Annotated in this window: 18 protein-coding genes and 1 tRNA gene; 11 read left to right on the forward strand and 8 right to left on the reverse strand. The window is 54.7% G+C overall.

What is annotated here, in order from left to right:
- Nucleotides 1–2: 2 nt before the first annotated feature.
- The 9 genes from soxA to H7U06_RS15750 all read left to right on the forward strand — a co-directional run bounded on the left by soxA (nucleotide 3) and on the right by H7U06_RS15750 (nucleotide 6,300).
- Entirely contained in the window at nucleotides 3–806 is an 804-nt protein-coding gene (soxA, locus tag H7U06_RS15710; protein ID WP_175627045.1) for a sulfur oxidation c-type cytochrome SoxA, read from the forward strand.
- Between the two features lie 9 nt (nucleotides 807–815).
- On the forward strand, nucleotides 816–1,433 hold the full coding sequence (gene soxX / locus H7U06_RS15715; protein WP_175627046.1) for a sulfur oxidation c-type cytochrome SoxX: 618 nt from the start codon (nucleotides 816–818) through the stop codon (nucleotides 1,431–1,433).
- Nucleotides 1,434–1,549: 116 nt separating this feature from the next.
- A complete protein-coding gene (gene soxB, locus H7U06_RS15720) occupies nucleotides 1,550–3,268 on the forward strand; it encodes a thiosulfohydrolase SoxB (RefSeq protein ID WP_175627047.1) in 1,719 nt (572 codons plus the stop codon).
- Between the two features lie 21 nt (nucleotides 3,269–3,289).
- Entirely contained in the window at nucleotides 3,290–3,874 is a 585-nt protein-coding gene (locus H7U06_RS15725; protein ID WP_175627048.1) for a rhodanese-like domain-containing protein, read from the forward strand.
- Nucleotides 3,875–3,922: 48 nt separating this feature from the next.
- Nucleotides 3,923–4,438 carry a TlpA disulfide reductase family protein gene (locus tag H7U06_RS15730; RefSeq protein ID WP_175627049.1) on the forward strand — a complete coding sequence of 172 codons (516 nt, stop codon included), beginning with the start codon at nucleotides 3,923–3,925 and terminating at the stop codon, nucleotides 4,436–4,438.
- Nucleotides 4,439–4,445: 7 nt separating this feature from the next.
- Nucleotides 4,446–4,973: a thioredoxin fold domain-containing protein gene (locus H7U06_RS15735; protein WP_175627050.1), complete on the forward strand. Its 528-nt coding sequence runs from the start codon at nucleotides 4,446–4,448 to the stop codon at nucleotides 4,971–4,973.
- A gap of 118 nt (nucleotides 4,974–5,091) precedes the next feature.
- Nucleotides 5,092–5,424 carry a helix-turn-helix transcriptional regulator gene (locus H7U06_RS15740; protein WP_175627051.1) on the forward strand — a complete coding sequence of 111 codons (333 nt, stop codon included), beginning with the start codon at nucleotides 5,092–5,094 and terminating at the stop codon, nucleotides 5,422–5,424.
- A complete protein-coding gene (locus H7U06_RS15745; RefSeq protein WP_175627052.1) occupies nucleotides 5,421–5,852 on the forward strand; it encodes a YeeE/YedE family protein in 432 nt (143 codons plus the stop codon). Before H7U06_RS15740 ends, H7U06_RS15745 begins: the two co-directional genes overlap by 4 nt.
- A gap of 10 nt (nucleotides 5,853–5,862) precedes the next feature.
- Nucleotides 5,863–6,300 (forward strand): YeeE/YedE family protein, encoded by a 438-nt coding sequence (locus tag H7U06_RS15750; RefSeq protein ID WP_175627053.1) that lies wholly within the window; start codon nucleotides 5,863–5,865, stop codon nucleotides 6,298–6,300.
- Between the two features lie 95 nt (nucleotides 6,301–6,395).
- On the opposite strand, the gene H7U06_RS15755 is transcribed toward H7U06_RS15750, so the two are convergent.
- From H7U06_RS15755 to mutL, 3 genes are all read right to left on the reverse strand, one after another.
- A tRNA-Met gene (locus H7U06_RS15755) sits at nucleotides 6,396–6,472 on the reverse strand.
- A 96-nt stretch (nucleotides 6,473–6,568) separates the two neighbouring features.
- Nucleotides 6,569–7,513: a tRNA (adenosine(37)-N6)-dimethylallyltransferase MiaA gene (miaA, locus tag H7U06_RS15760; protein ID WP_175627054.1), complete on the reverse strand. Its 945-nt coding sequence runs from the start codon at nucleotides 7,511–7,513 to the stop codon at nucleotides 6,569–6,571.
- Between the two features lies 1 nt (nucleotide 7,514).
- Nucleotides 7,515–9,365, reverse strand: a complete 1,851-nt coding sequence (gene mutL / locus H7U06_RS15765) for a DNA mismatch repair endonuclease MutL (RefSeq protein WP_175627055.1) — start codon at nucleotides 9,363–9,365, stop codon at nucleotides 7,515–7,517.
- Nucleotides 9,366–9,492: 127 nt separating this feature from the next.
- Between mutL and H7U06_RS15770 the strand changes: the two genes are divergently transcribed.
- Nucleotides 9,493–10,137, forward strand: coding sequence for a VTT domain-containing protein (locus H7U06_RS15770; protein WP_175627056.1), 645 nt, complete (start codon nucleotides 9,493–9,495; stop codon nucleotides 10,135–10,137).
- Nucleotides 10,138–10,189: 52 nt separating this feature from the next.
- Here H7U06_RS15770 and H7U06_RS15775 read toward each other — a convergent pair whose 3' ends face one another.
- The 5 genes from H7U06_RS15775 to H7U06_RS15795 form a co-directional block, all read right to left on the reverse strand.
- Nucleotides 10,190–11,494 carry an N-acetylmuramoyl-L-alanine amidase gene (locus tag H7U06_RS15775; RefSeq protein WP_175627057.1) on the reverse strand — a complete coding sequence of 435 codons (1,305 nt, stop codon included), beginning with the start codon at nucleotides 11,492–11,494 and terminating at the stop codon, nucleotides 10,190–10,192.
- Nucleotides 11,458–11,943, reverse strand: a complete 486-nt coding sequence (gene tsaE, locus H7U06_RS15780; protein WP_175627058.1) for a tRNA (adenosine(37)-N6)-threonylcarbamoyltransferase complex ATPase subunit type 1 TsaE — start codon at nucleotides 11,941–11,943, stop codon at nucleotides 11,458–11,460. Before tsaE ends, H7U06_RS15775 begins: the two co-directional genes overlap by 37 nt.
- A gap of 179 nt (nucleotides 11,944–12,122) precedes the next feature.
- Complete coding sequence (locus H7U06_RS15785; RefSeq protein ID WP_175627059.1) at nucleotides 12,123–13,013, reverse strand: AEC family transporter; 891 nt, start codon at nucleotides 13,011–13,013, stop codon at nucleotides 12,123–12,125.
- Nucleotides 13,014–13,104: 91 nt separating this feature from the next.
- A complete protein-coding gene (locus tag H7U06_RS15790; RefSeq protein ID WP_175627060.1) occupies nucleotides 13,105–13,698 on the reverse strand; it encodes a response regulator transcription factor in 594 nt (197 codons plus the stop codon).
- 100 nt (nucleotides 13,699–13,798) lie between these two features.
- The gene (locus H7U06_RS15795) at nucleotides 13,799–15,835 is read right to left on the reverse strand and encodes an ATP-binding protein (protein ID WP_175627061.1); all 2,037 of its coding nucleotides are present in this window, start codon (nucleotides 15,833–15,835) and stop codon (nucleotides 13,799–13,801) included.
- Between the two features lie 253 nt (nucleotides 15,836–16,088).
- Here H7U06_RS15795 and H7U06_RS15800 point away from each other — a divergent pair, with 253 nt between their 5' ends.
- A complete protein-coding gene (locus H7U06_RS15800; RefSeq protein WP_175627062.1) occupies nucleotides 16,089–17,108 on the forward strand; it encodes a DctP family TRAP transporter solute-binding subunit in 1,020 nt (339 codons plus the stop codon).
- Nucleotides 17,109–17,251: the final 143 nt, after the last annotated feature.

Genomic DNA, 17,251 nt, shown 5'->3' on the forward strand with positions numbered 1-17,251 from the left:
TAATGAGACAGAGAAGCTTGTATCTATTTGCAGCGGTCGCGATCGCCGCAACTGCATCTGTAATGGCGCAATCGACTACAGATGAGATTGCCAAGTATCGCCAGCTGCTGGCTGACGGTAATCCCGCTGAGTTATGGGAAATGCGCGGTGAAGAACTATGGCGCACCAAAGCCGGTCCGAAAAATGTCAGCCTGGAACAATGCGATCTGGGCAAGGGCGCTGGCGTGGTAAAAGGCGCTTATGCCGAATTGCCGCGTTACTTCAAGGACGTCAACAAGGTCATGGACCTGGAGCAGCGGCTGATCTATTGCCGTATGAACCTGCAGGGCCTGACGCGTGAACAGGCTGTGAAGGTGCCATTCGGTTCAGCCGGGAAACCGTCCGATATTGAACCGATGGTGGCCTACATCACGTCCGAATCGCGCGGCATGAAGATGTCGGTGTCGACTGCGCACCCGGAAGAAAAGCGGGCCTATGAAATCGGCAAGAAGATTTTCTTCTATCGCGCCGGTTCGCATGACTTTGCCTGCGCGACTTGTCACGCCGTTGACAATCAACGCATCCGTTTGCAGGACCTTCCCAACTTGCTGAACAAGAGCAATGCCCAGGCTGCGTATGGCACCTGGCCCGCTTATCGCGTATCGCAAGGCGAAGTGCGCACCATGCAGCATCGCCTCAACGATTGCTTCCGTCAGCAACGCTTCCCGGAACCATTGTACGGTTCTGACGTCATCACCGCCGTGACGATGTTCCTGGCCAAGAGTGCAGATGGTGGTGTCTATAACGGCCCCGCGCTGAAACGATAGGGAGGCGATATGAAAAAAAGAATAGGTATCATGATAGCGTCCGTCGTCACCATAGCCGGTTGTGCGACGGTGGCGGCAGATACGGACTATGGCAAACAGACGATCGCCATGCTGAAAGCCGACTTTAAATCCAAAGGTCCGGCCACCATGGAGCGTTTGCTGAACCAGGATGAGGCGCAGCAACTGTGCAGTGAATATCCGACCGATGTGCCGAAGGACAAGGCCGCAGCGCTGGAAGCTTCGCAACTGAAGCTGGTGAAGTATCCGGCTGACGGCAAGTACCTGGGTGACTGGAAAGAAGGCGAGAAGATTGCCCAGAACGGTCGCGGCATGCAATCGTCGGATGCGGTCGGTAGTGTCAATGGTGGCAACTGTTACGCCTGTCACCAGATCGGCAAGGCAGAAATCTCATTCGGCAATATCGGTCCTTCCCTCTATCAGTACGGGAAGATACGTGGCCAGAGCGAAGACATGCTGAAGTACACCTGGGCCAAAATCTACAACGCCCAGGCCTTCACTGCTTGCTCCAACATGCCACGCTTCGGTCATAACGGCATCCTGCAAGAGAAGCAAATCAAGGATGTCATGGCCTTGTTGCTGGATCCGGCTTCGCCCGTCAACAAGTAAGCAACCGGGCAATCAAGGCGCAGTGCCACATGCTGCGCTTTGATTGCCATCACCTTATCGCATCGCTTGCACGTGCAGGCATGGCGAGGTCGTCTACCGAATAATCAGAGGAAAAAATGGGTTTGAATCGTCGTGAGTTCATTCAGGTCATGGGTATCGCAGCTGCAGGCGGTATGTTGCTGGATTCCAAAGGCGCGCTGGCTGCACCCTCCGCCAGCAAACTGTATGACGTGCCGCGTTTCGGCAATGTCCATTTCCTGCACTTCACCGATTGCCATGCGCAATTGAAACCTATTTACTTCCGCGAACCGAATGTCAATCTGGGCATAGGCGACGCGATAGGACGCATGCCGCATCTGGTCGGCGAAAAATTACTCAAGGAAGTCGGCGTCAAACCGAATACGCCGGAAGCCTATGCCTTCAGCTATCTGAATTTTGAAAAAGCAGCACAAACCTACGGCAAGGTCGGCGGCTTCGCGCATTTGTCTACACTGGTCAAACGTATGAAAGCCAGTCGTCCTGGCGCATTGCTGCTGGATGGCGGCGATACCTGGCAAGGCTCGGCGACTGCGTTGTGGACCAATGGCCAGGACATGGTCGATGCCTGCCTGGCATTGGGCGTGGATGTGATGACCGCGCACTGGGAAATGACGCTGGGCGACAAACGCGTGAAGGAAATTGTTGAGAAAGACTTCAAAGGCAAAGTCGATTTCGTTGCACAAAACATCAAGACCACCGACTTCGGTGACCCGGTATTCCCGCCATATGTGCTGAAGGAAATGAATGGCGTGCAAATCGCCGTCATCGGCCAGGCTTTCCCGTACACACCTATCGCTAACCCACGCTATATGGTGCCGGAATGGAGCTTCGGGATCCAGGAAGAAAATATGCAAAAGATGGTCGACGAAGCGCGCAGCAAAGGCGCGAAAGTCGTAGTCGTGCTCTCGCATAACGGTATGGATGTGGATTTGAAAATGGCTTCGCGCGTACGCGGCATAGACGCCATCATGGGCGGCCATACGCACGATGGTATGCCAGCACCAGTTATCGTCAGCAATCCGGGTGGTAAGACACTGGTCACCAACGCCGGTAGTAATAGCAAATTCCTTGGAGTACTCGACTTCGATGTGCGCGGCGGAAAAGTACAAGGCTATAAATACCGCTTGTTGCCGGTGTTCTCCAACTTCTTGCCGGCGGACAAGGACATGGATGCATTAATCACCAAGATACGTGCACCGTATGAATCCAAGCTGAATGAACGCCTGGCGATGACGGAAGGTACTTTGTACCGTCGCGGCAATTTCAACGGCACCTTCGATCAGCTCATCGTTGATGCGCTGATGGATGTCAAAGGTGCGGACATCGCGTTCTCGCCCGGCTTCCGCTGGGGCACTTCGCTGTTGCCGGACAGTCCTATCCTGATGGAGCACCTGATGGACCAGACCGCGACGACTTACTCGTATAGCACACTGACCGACATGAGCGGTGCAACCATCAAAACCATATTGGAAGACGTGGCTGACAACCTGTTCAATCCTGATCCTTACTACCAGCAAGGCGGTGACATGGTGCGCGTCGGTGGCATGAGCTACACGATAGCGCCGAAAGAAAAAATGGGTGCACGCATCCAGGACATGCGTCTGGACGGCAAGCTGATCGACGCCAGCAAGACCTACAAGGTTGCGGGTTGGGCGCCAGTCGCAGAAGGAGCGTCCGGCGAACCGGTGTGGGATGTGGTGGCGCAGTGGTTGCGTACCAACAAGGTCGTCACACCACGCAAACTGAATACACCGCGTATCGTCGGCATGGATGGCAATCCGGGGATCGCGAATTAAATTGCTTGAGGTTGATTCAAGATGAAAAAGTTGATTGCTGGTTTGGTACTGGGTGTGACTTGTGTGTTTGCCTGGGCTTACGATGCGACGCAAGTGCCGGATATCAAGCAGACCAAGGCAGGGCTGTATCTGGATGCAAAGGAAGCTTACGCACTCAAGCAAAAGCTGGCTGACAAGGCTTATTTTGTTGACGTGCGTACGCGTGGTGAAATCACCTACGTTGGCATGCCGACCATAGTCGATGCCAGCATACCTTATGTAGAGCATCCGGATGACGCGCCTTGGGATGACAAGAATGGACGTTTCAAGCTGGACGTGAATAGCGACTTCGGGCCGGAACTGGCGCGACGTATGACCGTAGCAGGACTCGGTAAAAACGATACCGTGATCCTGATCTGTCGTTCCGGTGACCGCAGCTCGCGTGCGGCCAACTTGCTGACCGATCTTGGTTACACCAAGGTGTATTCGGTCGTTGACGGTTTTGAAGGTGACCTGGCAAAGAGCGGGCCGCAGGCAGGTCAGCGCGCAGTGAATGGCTGGAAGAATGCCGGACTGCCGTGGAGTTATAAGCTGGACAAGAGCAAATTGTATTTCCCCAAGTATTGAAATTCGCTGCGCGCCATTGCGCGTAGCCTGCTTCCTTAGGTGAGTAGCATGATGAAGCGCCTGTCCCTCGCCGTATCTCGTTTGCTATTGCTGGCATGCGTGGCCGTGTCCGGATCGGTGTACGCAGCCGATGTGCGGCCGGGCGACACGCCGGTATTGCCGACACTGACGACGCTGGACGGCAAGACCATCAATCCTGCCAGCTTGCGCGGCAAGGTCATCGTCATCAGTTACTTCGCGTCCTATTGCCCGTTCTGTGCAAACGAGGCACCGAAATTGCAAAAGCTGTATAGCAAGAATACGGACAAGTTGATCGTCATTGGCGTCAACATCGAAACCAAAGATCCTCAGCAGAAAGAGAAAGCGCAGCAGTGGGTGCGCAAGTACCAGCTCACGCATCCTGTCACTACGGACTTTGTCGCTCTCGAACGCGTGTTAGGCAAACGCCAGGGTTTGCCGATTAACTATGTATTCGACAAGCGTGGCATGCTGCGGCGAGTTGATGTTGGTGAAATCTTTGACGAAGACTTCGACGACATTGCCAGATTCGCGCAGCAGGATTGAGTAGCGTATGAAATCATTGCTTCTTTGTTTGCTGTGCCTGGTGTTCAGTGTGCCTGCTCTTGCAGACAATAAGGCGGCCGCGATTCCCATGGTGAGCGACCTGGCGCGTGACGGCGCGCAGGCAGAGCGTGAAGGCAAGCCTGTCATACTCTTTTTCTCCTTGCCGGGCTGTCCGTTCTGTCATGTGGTGCGGAATAACTATTTGCATCCATTGCTAAGGGATAGCAAAGTTAAGGATCGACCCATCATCCGTGAAGTTGATATGGCGAGTGCACAAAGCGTGCAGAATTTTGATCGCGGCAGCGCCAGCCCGCGCAGCATCGCGCAGAAATACAAGGTGATCGCAGCACCTACGGTGATCTTCGTCGATGCCAGCGGCTGCATGCTGGCACCGCCCATCATCGGTGGCGATATTGCAGGTGTCTATGGTGGGTATCTGGATAATGCGTTTGATGCTTCCGCCAAAAAAATAGCGGCAGCGAAGAAGGCGGGCAAGGTAGTGAAACGCGGAGTACAAGAATGCGTGCCACCGTAATTGATCAAGTCTATGAGCGTAAGCAGCCTGTGTATCCAGGCTGCTTTATTTTTACTTAATAATATATATAAATATATATTAAAATATTGCATATTGTTCGATGCTTAAAAGAGTGTGTATGAGTGCAACGGAAAGTGTGGATCTGGATGCCTTGCAGCAAGCCGCGGCTAAAGCCTGCGGCTTGCTCAAGACTTTATCCAACCGGGATAGATTGTTATTAATGTGCCAGTTGGCCGAGGGCGAGTACTGCGTCAGCGAACTGGAAGAGGCGACTGAAATACGGCAGCCGACTTTGTCACAGCAGTTGACTGTACTGCGTGAAGAGCAACTGGTGCATACGCGGCGCGAAGGCAAGCAAATCTATTACAGCATGGCCAGCAAAGAAGCGATGGCCGTGATTGAAGTCTTGTACCAACAGTACTGCGCACCTGCGAAGAGGAAAAAATCATGACGATAGACTGGATGCATTTCACGCCGTGGCATGCGCTGGCTGGCGGCTTGCTGATCGGACTGGCGGCGGCCCTGTTTATACTCTTCAACGGCAAGATCGCTGGTATCAGCGGCATACTCGGTGGCTTGTTGCGACCAGTGAAAGGCGACGTGCTGTGGCGCATTACGTTCTTGCTGGGCCTGATGATCTCGCCTTTGGTGTTTGCCCTGTTTCGCCCTTTGCCGGAGGTGACGATAGAAGCCAGTAATGTGACGCTGGTAATCGCAGGTTTGCTGGTCGGGCTGGGTACGCGCTACGGTGCGGGTTGTACCAGCGGTCATGGTGTATGCGGTTTATCGCGCCTGTCGCTGCGTTCGCTGGTTGCAACGTTGGCTTTCATGGTGGCAGGATTTCTGACCGTGTACATCGTGCGTCATTTGATCGTCTAGGAGCACCGTCATGCAAATCTTTATGGCATTACTGGCAGGTCTGATCTTCGGGATAGGTTTGATTATTTCCGGCATGGCTAATCCGGCCAAGGTCATCGGTTTTCTTGATCTGGGCGGGAAGTGGGATCCGTCGCTGGCTTTTGTGATGGGTGGTGCGATCTGCGTTGGCCTGATCGCTTTTAGCGCAGCTGCGAAACGTAGCAAGACTTTACTGGGTGAGCCTTTGCGTTTGCCGCAAGCGAAGCAGATAGACAAGCGGCTGGTATTCGGTGGCCTGGCATTTGGTGTCGGCTGGGGGCTGGCTGGTTATTGTCCGGGCCCGGCCTTAGCCTCGCTCGTCATCGGCCATAGTAAAACGGTTATCTTCGTGACGGCGATGGTGCTGGGTATGGCGATATTTGAATTGCTGGAAACGTATATGCGCAAACCGCAAGTGCAGACGAAGTAAGGCGAATCAACATTCGCAAGCAACAAAAAACCCGCTTCGGCCGAGGCTGAAAGCGGGTTTTTGTAAAGTTCAGGATTGCTCCCGAAACATGTTCTTGGTGGTGATAGGTGGACTTGAACCACCGACCCCAGCATTATGAGTGCTGTGCTCTAACCAACTGAGCTATATCACCAGATAGCCGAAAATTATCGCGTTTTTGGCATTCCCTGTCAATATCCAAATTCCATTACTTGCCGAATATTCGATAAAAATATTGTGGAATTTGCAATCAGCCTTGATTTTGCGCCGTTTCTATTTGTTGCAGGATGCTGCCAGCCGCATTGGGTGCGAGGCAATCGATGATGTGGCGGTCATCCATGGAGCGCAGCCAGGTGAGCTGTCGTTTCGCCAGTTGACGGGTAGCAGCGATGCCGCGCTCGCGCAATTCTGCCAGGCCGTAAGCGCCATCCAGATATTCCCAGCTCTGGCGATAGCCTACGCAGCGCATGGATGGCAGGCCCAGATGCAGGTCGCCCCGTGCGCGCAGTGCTTTGACTTCATCCAGCAGCGCGCCGCCTTTCAGCATGGCGTCGAAGCGCGTGGCGATGCGGGTATGCAGCACGCTGCGATCCGATGGTTCCAGTGCGATCGGCAACAGCGTAAACGGCAGTTCCGTTTTCGGTGCCTGCGCCAGCAAGGCCGACATAGGCTGACCGGTGAGGGCAATGATTTCCAGTGCGCGCTGTATGCGTTGCGAGTCGTTTGGTTTCAGGCGCTCGGCCGTAACGGGATCAAGTGCCGTCAGTTTGGCGTGCATCGCTGGCGAGCCGATTGCTGCCGCTTCTGCATCCAGTTCTGCGCGCAATGCTGTATCCGCTTGCGGCAGCGCATCCAGTCCATCTTTCAAACCTTTGAAGTAGAGCATGGTGCCGCCAACCAGCAGGGGCAGCTTGCCGCGGGCATGGATGTCTGCCGCCAGCCGTATCGCATCCTGGCGGAATTGCATGACGGAATACGACTCCAGCGGATCGAGGATGTCGATCAGATGGTGCGGTACTTGGGCCAGTTCTTCTGCGGTGGGTTTGGCGGTGCCTATGTCCATCTCGCGATAGACGAGTGCGGAATCGACGGAGATGATTTCTGCCGGGATGCGTTCCGCGATAGCCAGTGCGGCGGCAGTTTTGCCGGATGCGGTCGGTCCCATGATGGAGACGACCAGTGGTTTAGCCGACATCTTAACGTCCGCGCTCGAAGAGTTTGTCGAGATCGGACAAGCCCAGTTGTACCCAGGTCGGGCGCCCGTGATTGCACTGGTCGGCGCGTTCGGTGGCTTCCATCTGGCGCAGCAGCGCATTCATTTCCGGCACGGTCAGCATGCGGTTGGCGCGCACTGCAGTATGGCAGGCCAGGGTGCCGAGCAATTCATTGCGCCTTTCCACCAGCACGCGCGAGCCGCCGTATTCGCGTACATCACGCAAGACGTCGCGTGCCAGTGATTGCGCATCAGCGTTCCGCAGCAGGGTTGGTACTGCGCGTATTGCGAGCGTGGTCGGTGACATGACGGCGATATCAAAGCCCAGCGATTGCAGGGTTTCCTTGCTGTCTTCCGCAGTGCCGACTTCGACGTCATCCGCATAGAAGGTGATAGGGATAAGCAGTGGCTGCACCTGCATCGCATTGTCATCCAATGCGTTTTTTAATTGCTCGTAGAGTATGCGTTCATGTGCCGCGTGCATATCGACCAGCGCCAGGCCCTTGGTGTTTTGTGCAAGGATGAAGATGCCGTGCAACTGCGCCAGTGCGAAGCCGAGCGGGAATTCTTCATCCGACATGGTTTGCGCTGCACCACCATTGAAGACGGGCAGGGGCGATGCACCGCTGCTGTAATTGTTGCTGCCGTCGGTGACGGCTGTGTCCGTATTAAACAATGCACCGTAATTCGCCGTCGTTTGCGCGACGCCATATTGCTGCTGGAATTGCGGTGAAAAGGTGGTTTGCTGTGCATCGCGCAGCCATGGCAGTGCGCCGGATGGTGCAGGCGTCGGCGATGGTACTGCACCGAAGGCAGTGGCTGACGTTTGCGCCAGTGCGCGGCTGACCGCGTGGAATACGAATTGATGGACGGCGCGGCTATCGCGGAAACGTACTTCGATTTTCGATGGATGTACGTTGACGTCGACCAGGGCAGGATCCAGATCCAGGCTGATGACATACGACGGATAGCGGTCGCCGTGCAGCACGTCCTGATAGGCAGAGCGCACTGCGTGCGTCAGCAATTTGTCGCGTACGAAACGGCCGTTGACGTAGAAATATTGCGCGTCACCGCGCGCCTTGGAGGTAGTCGGCAAGCCGATAAAGCCATGCAGGTGCAAAGGTCCGGCAGTTTCTTCCAGTGGCAGGCGGGCACCGGAGAATTCGCTGCCGAGTATGTGTGCGCTGCGTTTGGCGATGTCGTTCACCGACCAGTGATCGACGGTCTTGCCATTGTGTGTCAGCGAGAACGCGACATCCGGGCGCGACAGTGCGATGCGGCGCACGACTTCTGCGCAATGGCCGAATTCGGTTTGTTCTGTTTTCAGAAACTTCCGTCGCGCGGGCGTATTGAAGTACAGATCCTGCACGTCGACGGTAGTGCCCTGGGAGCCGGACGATGGCGCTACAGTGTTTTTTTGATCGCTGCCTTGCACGCCGCAGATTTCCCACGCGTGCTGCGCATCTGCAGTGCGCGAAGTGAGCGTGAGTTGTGAGACGGATGCGATCGATGCCAGTGCTTCTCCACGGAAGCCCAGCGTGGCGACGTTTTCCAGTTCGTTCAGCGAATTGATTTTGGACGTTGCATGTCGTGCCAGCGCCAGTGGTAATTGTTCCGGGGCAATGCCGCGACCGTTATCGGTAATCGCGATGCGTTTTACGCCACCTTGCTCCAGCCGGATGTTGATGGTGGTGGCACCGGCATCCAGTGCGTTTTCCAGCAATTCCTTGACGACGGCGGACGGGCGTTCGACTACCTCACCGGCGGCGATTTGCGAAATGAGTTGATCGGAGAGTGGCTGTATCGGCCGGAGAGGTTGGGTGGTAGCGTACATGGGGAGATTATAACTTCTGATTGCCCGGCTGCACGGTGCAGTGAACTGTCGGCGCTGTCCGCAGTCTTTCTACGGTGCCTGTCGGCAGTGCCGCTGGTGTATCATTCCGCCGCTACCGAGGAAAATTATGGATTTCATGCAGTTCTTCGACATGATTTTGCATGTCGACAAGTATTTAGGCACTTTTATCGCGCAATACGGCATGCTGATTTATGTCGTGCTGTTCGCGATTATCTTTAGCGAAACCGGTCTGGTTGTCTTTCCCTTTTTGCCTGGCGATACCCTGCTCTTTATAGCGGGTGCATTTTGTGCGTCAGGCAGCATGAATTTGTGGCTGCTGCTGGCTTTGCTGATGACGGCGGCAATTCTGGGCAATACCGTGAATTACTGGATAGGGCATGCGATAGGCGAGAAGGTGTTCACCCACGATTATCGCTGGCTGGACCGCGATGCCTTGCGCAAAACCCATGCTTTCTATGAAAAACATGGCGGCAAGACGCTGATCCTGGCGCGTTTCATCCCGATTGCGCGTACCTTCGCACCGTTTATCGCGGGGGTGTCGGAAATGACTTTCTTCCGTTTTCAGTTATTTAACTGTATCGGTGCGGTGCTGTGGGTAGGTTTGCTGGTGGTTGGTGGTTACCTGTTCGGTAATATTCCTATCATTCGCGATCATCTGAATACCATCGTGCTGATTGGCGTTGGTGCTGCCGCGGTGCCGGTAGCACTCGGCGCCTTGTGGAAAGTCTTGCAACGTTTCAGAAGTAAATAAAACAAAAAAGGCGCTTGGTTTTACCCAAGCGCCTTTTTTCATCGTACTTCCTTTACATCATCCGACTTTTCGCCAGCGGTGGATTTTTCGCAAAGTATTTCCTGATACCTTGTGCCACCGCATCTGCCATCCGGTCCTGATAAGCATTGTCGTTCAGCTTGGCTTCTTCTTCCGGGTTGGAGATAAAAGCGGTTTCGATCAGGATGCTCGGGATATCCGGCGCTTTCAATACCGCAAAACCTGCCTGTTCCACTGCATTCTTGTGCAGGCGATTGACGCCGCCGATTTCGTTCAGGACCGCTTTGCCGAGGCGCAGGCTGTCATTGATCTGCGCCGTCGTGGAGAGGTCGAGCAAGACACTGGCGAGTTGCTTGTCGTGGTTCTTGATATTCGTGCCGCCTATCAAATCGGCAGCATTTTCCTTGTTCGCGAGCCAGCGTGCAGCAGTCGAGCTTGCACCTTTTTCCGACAGGGCGAAAACCGACGAGCCATTTGCTGTCGGTTGCACGAAGGCGTCCGCATGGATCGAAACAAACAAGTCAGCTTGTACCTTGCGCGCTTTTTGTACGCGTACATGCAGCGGCACGAAGTAGTCGCCGTCACGCGTCAGCATGACACGCATATTCGGGTGCTGTTCCAGTTTGGCCTTGAGGCGCTTGGCGATCGACAGCACGATGTGTTTTTCATAGCTGCCGCCACGGCCGACCGCGCCCGGATCTTCGCCACCATGACCGGGATCGAGCGCGATAGTCAGCATGCGGCTGACTTGCGGCGGACGATCAGGTTTGGGTTCGGCAAACGGTGGTTTGACTTCGGCTACCGGCGGCGGCATGGTCGGCTCATCCGGTTTGTCGAGCGACCATTGGCCTTTTTCTATCAGCGCAGCGATCGGATCAGGTGGATTGACCGGATACAGATCGAACACCAGGCGGTGCTGATACTTGTCTACCGGTGCCAGCGTAAACACCTGTGGATTCACTTCTTCCTTCAGGTCGAATACCAGGCGCACCACGCCCGGACGGTTCTGGCCGACGCGTACCTGTTTGATATAGGGATCGTTAGGCTGTATTTTCGCGATCAGGCTTTTCAGCGTCGGATTCAGATCGATACCTTCGACGTCCACCACCAGCCGCTCAGGATCCTTGATGATGAAGTGATTGGTTTTCAGATTGGCGTCGTTTTCTAGCGTGACGCGGGTGTAGTCCTCGGACGGCCAGACGCGCACGGCGAGGATTTGGGAAGCAAATGCCGGTAGCGGCGAAAACAGCGAGATCAGCAGAGTGCCGCCAGCCTTGAGGACTGTGCGACGCACTTTTGCTTTCACAGGTTTGGAGCGAATTTCAGTCGGTTCAGACATTCAACACCTTGGTCGGACAACGCATGCAATTCTACATCACGCCCTTCGCCCGCAACGGCGAGTGAAATGCTGATGTCGGGAGGAGGCAATACCGTTTCAGCCTTTTCCGGCCACTCGATAATGCAGATTGTTTTGTGATTGAAGTACTCGCGGAAACCAGCATCGAGGAATTCTTCGGCACTGGCCATCCGGTACAGGTCGAAGTGGATGACGTTGACTGCTGCGTCGCCGATAGTGACCGTGTACGGTTCAGCCAATGTGTAAGTCGGGCTTTTCACATGGCCGGTATGGCCCAGCGCGTGCAGCATGGCGCGCGTCAATGCGGTTTTGCCCGCACCCAGATCGCCGTGCAGATAGATGGTCAGGCCCGGTTGCAGCGCACGCGCGAGCGATGCGCCCAGTGCGAGGGTGCCGGCTTCTTCATGCAGATGGGCAGTGAAATTTTGCATTGAATAAGGGTATCCCTGAGTTTGGGTGCTGGATGATGCACCTCGTGCCAGTACTTTAACCTGCAGCTACGATGCAAATATGTGTCCTGAGTTCAATCTTTTTTCAGGCGAGCGTATTTTATTCCTGCGCCGGGAGCCGCGATAGTGTTGTAACACCTGCGATGCAGAAAAATTCCTGCTTACTGTAACAGTGCCAGCCATAGCGGCAGTGTCGCCATCGAAATCAGGGTGCCGGCAGAAATCAGGAAAGCCACAAACGGGCCATTGCCCCCCATGCGTACCGCCAGTACATAGGCGCTGGATGCAGTCGGCAGTGCGGCAAACATCACCACCATTTGCAAATGCGCGGTTGACAGGCCCAGCCAGAGGCCGAGGCCATAGGTGACCAGCGGCACGATCAGCAATTTGACGATGATGAAGTAAGCGGCGATGCCTTTCGACGCATGCAAACCGGTCAGGCGCAGACCGGCACCGACCATAATCAGGCCCAGTGCGATCGATGCATTGCCAAGCCGTGACAGGAAAGCGCCCGCCAGTTCCGGTACATGGAAGCCGAGCAGATTGAAGGCGACGCCGCCCACGGTGGCCATCAGCAGCGGGTTCTTCAGCAATTCAAATATCAGCCCGCCCTTGTTCTTCACCAGCGCGTGGACCGCCGCCATATTGCACAAGGGGACCGCAAAGCCGATTACCAGACCCATCAGCGAAGTACCTTCGGCGCCGCCGAGACGGCTGGCGATTGCCAGTGCGATATAGGAATTGAAGCGGAATGCCGTTTGCACACCGGATTCAAACACCATGGGTTCTGATTTGAACAGCGGTTTGGCCAGCCAGCCAAAGACGATGCCGGTGACGCAGGCGGCAATCGCGACTTGCAGGAACTGGCCGGTAGCGGCGAAGTTGATCGGTGAGCGTGCGCAGGAGTAGAACAGCAGTGCCGGGAACAGCACGTAGTAAATCAGTTTCTCCATCCCTATCCAGAATTCGGCGTGCCATTTGGTGACACGGAACAGAACTGCGCCGAACAGGATCAGCATGAAGTCGGGCAGCAGGATATTGACGATATGCATGACGATCAGCGCCGGGCGCCGGAGTGGAGTAACAGTTCAGGAAAACGTCAGGGTTACCGGGGTACGATGCGCGCCCCGGTATGGTGTGATTTTACTTTAAGAGGCGTGCCAGTTCGACCGCGGTCTTTACATTCATCTTGTCGAAGATGTGCGCGCGGTGTACTTCGACCGTACGCATGCTGATGCCCAGTTTGTCGGCAATGACTTTATTCATCTTGCCTTCGAGGATCAGGTCCAGCACTTCGCGTTCACGACCCGACAATGCTGCCAGGCGGGTGTGGATGGCAACGCTGGCTGATGCATGTTCGGAGGAGGCAAGTGCTTCCTGGATACGATCCATCAGCTTGTTGTCATTGAATGGCTTTTCAAAGAAATCGAAAGCACCGCGCTTCAAAGTGTCGACCGCCATCGGCACGTCACCGTGACCGGTCAGGAAAATAACCGGGAAAGTCTGTGTCAGGCCGCGTGTGGTCAGCAAGTCAAACAAGGCGACGCCGCTGACTTCCGGCATACGCACATCCAGCAAGATGCATTGTCCTTGCGGGCTGGTGGCGCGGGTCATGTTATCCAGTGTGGCGAGGAAAGCCTTGCCGCTGTCATAGGCGGCGGCCGGGATGCCGCGCGACTTGGCCAGCCACATCAGCGAGTCGCGGATTACTTCTTCATCGTCAATAATGTGCAGCATTAAATATCCTGTCGGTCTGCCGGGTGTTGCGTTGTATCTGAGTGATATCAGCTGTTACATCGCTGATATAAGTATCAAAAATATATCAAAAGGATGTCTTTTATCTCCGGTTTGCACGCATTGTCGTTTCGATCAAGCGATTTTGCAATGTCGGAAGTGAAAAACGGAAGATGGTGCCACCGCCCGGATTGTCCGTATGCGTGAGTGTGCCACCGTGGAATTCTATTGCAGTACGACAAATACTCAAGCCCATACCCATACCGTCCGCCTTGGTTGAGAAGAACGGAGAATACAGGCGTTCCGCAACTTCCGGCGGGATACCGTGACCCTGGTCGCTGATCGAGACCACCACGTTCGGCGGGATCGCATCATCGACGGCCGCGGCGATGCGCAGCACGCGTTTTTCCGGCGCGATGTTTTGCATGGATTCGATCGCGTTACGGGTCAGGTTGAGCAGCACTTGCTCCAGCAAGACGTGATCGGCCAGCACGGACGGCAGGTTGTCCGGAATATCGATCTTGATGAAGACGAAGTATTTTTGCGCCTGCAGTTCGACCAGCGGCGCGACGTTATCGATTAACTCTTCAATAGTGACCGCAGTACGCATAGGCTCGCGTTTCTTCACGAAGGTATGCACGCTGCGTATGATTTGCCCGGCGCGTTGCGCTTGCGCCTGTGCTTTTTCCAGTGCGTGCGTCAGCATATCGATATTGACGTCGGCTTCCTTCGATTTGTCTCGTTCCAGCATATTCAGCGCACCGGTGGTGTAGCTCGAGATTGCTGCCAGCGGCTGGTTCAGCTCATGCGCGAGGGTAGAGGCAATCTCACCCATAGTGGCCAGGCGTGCGCTGGCTTGCAGTTTTTCTTCCTGCTGGCGGTTCAGGTCTTCGACCCGTTTGCGATCTGAGATATCGAGGATGGAACCCATCCAGCCGGTTTGCGCACCGGTGTTATCAACCAGTGGCGATTCAAAAATCAGTACTGGTATGCGGCGCCCGTCCGAGTGCTGGAAGATGGTTTCAAAGCCTTGCGGGTTGGCGGTGCCAGCTGCGACCTGGGAAAAGTGACGTTGATATTCAGTGCGCGCTTCCGGAGCCCAGTAAGGCATGGGCGGCAGGTGGCCGACGATTTCTTCGGCCGGCATGCCGACCATTTGCGAGAACGCCGGATTCACATAAGTTACGCGTCCCTCCAGGTCGCGCGCGCGCAGACCGGTGATCAGCGAGTTTTCCATCGCGGTACGGAAGGCGATCTGTTCGCGCAACGCGGTTTCCGCGGCCAGCCGTCGATTAATATCGCGCCACAGTGCGATCAAGCTCCAGGCCAGACCCAGCGAGAGCAGGATGACGGTATCGACCAGCAAACTAGGCAGCAGCTTGGGCGCGCTCTTGATACTGTTGGTGCTGAGTTTGAGCGAGAGACCGGCCAGGTTGAGTGCGCGTCGGTGTGTATAAACACCGCGACCGGCACCGCCGGATGCACGTTTGTGGATGATGACGTCGTTAATATCAGTCAGGGCAATTTCATTGTCCTGGGCAAACCACCACGGCACCATATCGTCCAGGATGCTGGAGGCGAGATAGCTGGCGATGATGCTGCCGATATATTTGTTACCAACAAAAAGCGGCACGTGATAGTCGATCATCACCGGACCACTGATATCGGTGGCTGGTTGGCTGTAGAGTGGGGTGCGGGTCGTGCGTGCGCGTTCGTACGCGCGCTTCGAAGGTGCCGACAGCTCATTCAGGCTGATCAGCGTTTCATCGGTCGAGGTCAGCAACTTGCCATCTGCGTCGAGCTGGATGATGCGATGGATTTCGTGATTATTGCGGATCAGGCCTTCCATCCGGTCCAGCAGACGCTTGCCGACCAGATAGCCGGATACAATCTCGGAACCCATCAGGCCCAGGCTTTCTTCGTTGCGTTGTAGCTGGAAGCGTATGGTTTGCTCGACCCACAGGGAGTCAGCGATCAGTTGTTCCTGGCGTTCGGCGGCTTCCTGCTGCTTCTCATGCAGCGGCAGCCAGATCAGCGTAGTCAGGAACAGCAGCGCCAGGAATAATGGAGCAAGCCAGCGCCACGCCTGTTTGCGACTTGGAAAACCGAAGCTTGGTGAGCGGGTTTGATTTGGTATCATAAATAACTAAATAAAAAACCGACCATACTATTTACATAAAAAGCGCTGATTAAATAGAACGTATTGCGCTGGTATAGTTGGTACCGATTTTTTGTGGTTCTTACAGCATTACATTCAAATTAAAAAATGCTGGTGTATTGCGAGAGCGCGCAGAGTTCATTTACCGCGGCGCAGGATGTGGTTAACCACAGTTGTGACGCCTACAGTGACTGCGCATAGTATCAACCCGAAATTGAGATTTCCTGGTCGTGCGATGAAATTAGCAACAAAACTGCATCTGTTTATGCTCGGTTTGGCATTATCGCTGACCAGCGTAATTGTATCCGCGCAAACGACCACTGTAATTAAATTCAGTCACGTTTCTCCGGCCGATAGCCCGAAAGGCAAGGCTGCGCTGCGTTTCAAGGAATTAGTGGAGCGTAATAGCCAGCGCCGTATCCGGGTCGATGTCTATCCAAATAACCTGCTCTATAAAGAAACCGATGAACTGGAAGCGCTGCAATTGGGTGCTGTACAGATGCTGGCGCCGTCACTGGCCAAGCTGGCCCAGTTCGGGGTGCAGGATTTCGAAGTATTTGATTTGCCGTTCGCCTTTACTGACAAGGAATCAGTAACGCGTGTGACCGAAGGCCCGATCGGCAAGACCCTGCTGCGCAAGCTGGATTCCAAAGGCATGGTAGGCCTCGCCTACTGGAATAACGGTTTCAAGATCATGTCCGGCAATAAGCGCCTGCGCGTACCGTCTGATTTCTCCGGACTGGCGATGCGTATCCACTCTTCCAAAGTACTGTCATGGCAGATGGAGTCACTCGGTGCGATTCCATTGATACTGGATGCATATGAAGTCTACCCGGCCTTGCAAGGTGGTGTGGTTGACGGTGCAGAAACTTCACCTGTTAACTTTTACGCAAGAAAATGGTACGAGGTACAGAGCAATGTGACGATTTCCAATCACGGCTATCTTGGTAGTGCGGTGGTGGTGAACAAGAAGTTCTGGGATGGCCTGCCTTCCGATTTGCGCAATACGATAGATCTCGCAATGCGCGAAGCGACGGTGTATGGCAATAATCTGGCGGAAGAAGAAAACGCCGCAGCACTGCAGGCGATCAAGAAATTAAAGAAGGTCAAGGTTTATACACTGACCGAACAGGAAACCGAAGCCTGGCGGCAGGCAATGCTGCCGGTACATAAACTGCTGGAAGGCCGGATCGGCAAAGCCATCGTTTATGGCGTTACACGCGATGCTGACCAGCGCCGCAATAATCCACGTTAAACACGTATCAGTAATACATAAGCGATATTAGTTAAGGCATTTAATATGATTATTTTTCATGTTGTGCCGGCGGAAATGTATCGATAATGTGAATTCTTGTTTCACCGCGCAGGTATATCAGTGATATGTACCATTACAGGTGT

Source organism: Herminiimonas sp. Marseille-P9896 (assembly GCF_903993245.1).
GTDB lineage: Bacteria > Pseudomonadota > Gammaproteobacteria > Burkholderiales > Burkholderiaceae_D > Oxalicibacterium > Oxalicibacterium contaminans.